Below are 1681 nucleotides of genomic sequence, written 5' to 3'. Positions count from 1 at the left end.
CGAGGCCCTCAGCCACGTGATGGGGAGGCTGATCGCCAACCCGGGCCAGCGGCTTGGCGCGATTGACCTCGTCAGCGTTATCGGCTTGGAGCCGGCCGCGCTGACTCAGGCCAGCGCGGTGATCGCCAGCTCCTCGATGTCATGCGACCACTACCGCGACTACTACACCCGCAGGCGGGAGCAGCTCACCGATTCGCCTGGCACACCGCCGCCGGCTAGCGCGGTCACGTGGACGATCTCGTTCGAGCGCGCCAATCAGCTTTCCCCGGACGGGCTGGCCCAGTCGCTCCTGGCCGTGGCCGCGCTGCTTGACGGGCACGGCATTCCTGGCACCGTCCTGGTCAGCCCGGCGGCGGTCGGCTACCCAGCCGACAGCGGCGGCGAAGCCCAGGCAGGCAGGGAGTCCGGCCGCACGGCGCTGGCGGTGCTGGAACGCGTCGGCCTGCTGACCGTCGCACCCGTGACGGCGCCGCCGGTGGTCCAGATCAGCCCAGTGCTGCAGGCGGCGCTGTGCGCCGCGATGCCGGAGGACATGCTGGATCAGGTGGTCCCGGTCGCCGCGGACGCGCTGCTCCAGGCCTGGCCGGAACCGGACATGCCCGGCTGGCCAGCTTCCGGTCTGCGATCCTGCACCGCGGCCCTGCAGCAGATCGCCGGAGACCGGCTGTGGGCCGACGGCTGCCATCCGGTGCTGCTTCGGGCCGCGGACAGCCTGGACGAGGCGGGCCTGACCGGTCCCGCCGTGGATCACTGGCACGACCTGGTCACCACCAGCGAACAACGGCTCGGCGCCGGGCATCCGCACACGATCCTGGCCGAGCAGCGGCTGGCCGAGGCCTGCCTGGCGGCGGGTCGCGCGGACGACGCCGTCACCTGGTTCCAGCGGCTGCTCGACACCAAGGCCGTGGAACTCGGGCCGGATCACCAAGACGTGATCGGGACCCGGCTCCGCCTGGGCCACGCTCTGGTGGCCGCAGGCGAACTCGACCGCGCGATCCCCGTCCTCGAAGGCGTGCTCTACGACTGCGAGCAGGTCCGCGGCCCCGAGGATGCCGACTCGCTCGGCGCGCGGGACGAACTCGCCGCCGCCTACCTGGCCGCGGGCCGGCGCTCCGATGCCATCGCCGTGTACCGGCGCACGCTCGCCGGCCGGGAGCGCACCCAAGGATCCCGCCACCCGGAGACGATGACCACGCGTCAAGGCCTGGCCGAATCCTACCTGGCCAGCGGCATGGCGAAAGAGGCGGTATCGGCCTACAAACGGGTCGTCGCTGACCGGGAGCGCGCACTCGGGCCCGATCACCTGGACACCACCAGGGCACGGTACGGCCTGGGCGCTGCCTATCAGCGGACGGGCAAGACGGTGGCGGCCGAGCGGGTCTACGAGCAGGCCAGGGCCGACTTCGAGCGGCTGCTCGGCCCGCGTCACCCTGATACGCTGCGCAGCCGTGCGGAGCTGGCCCGGGTGTACAGCCGGCTGGGACGATACGGCGACGCCCGCGCGCTGCTGCGCGACACGGTGGGCCGCTTGCAGCGCGTCCTGCCGCCGCACGATCCGCTGATCACCGAACTGCGCGAGCTGCTGGCCGATATCGGCGACGAATAATCGCCGCGGCCTTGCTGCCTCGTCCGGGCTGCCCCGTCCGGGCTCATCACGATAATCAGTCAGGACGGCGGCTGG

1 protein-coding gene is annotated in these 1681 nt (G+C 72.2%); it reads left to right on the top strand.

Features of this window, described 5'->3' with window-relative positions:
• On the top strand, positions 1-1606 hold a 1606-nt coding region (locus tag WA805_RS10275), incomplete at its 5' end, for a tetratricopeptide repeat protein (protein WP_425242225.1).
• Between the last annotated feature and the right edge of the window lie 75 nt (positions 1607-1681).

The sequence above is a fragment of the Trebonia sp. genome (assembly GCF_049794275.1).
Taxonomy (GTDB): domain Bacteria; phylum Actinomycetota; class Actinomycetes; order Streptosporangiales; family Streptosporangiaceae; genus Trebonia.
Note: the sequence above shows the minus strand (reverse complement) of the source record. Positions and strands in the feature narration are given on the sequence as shown.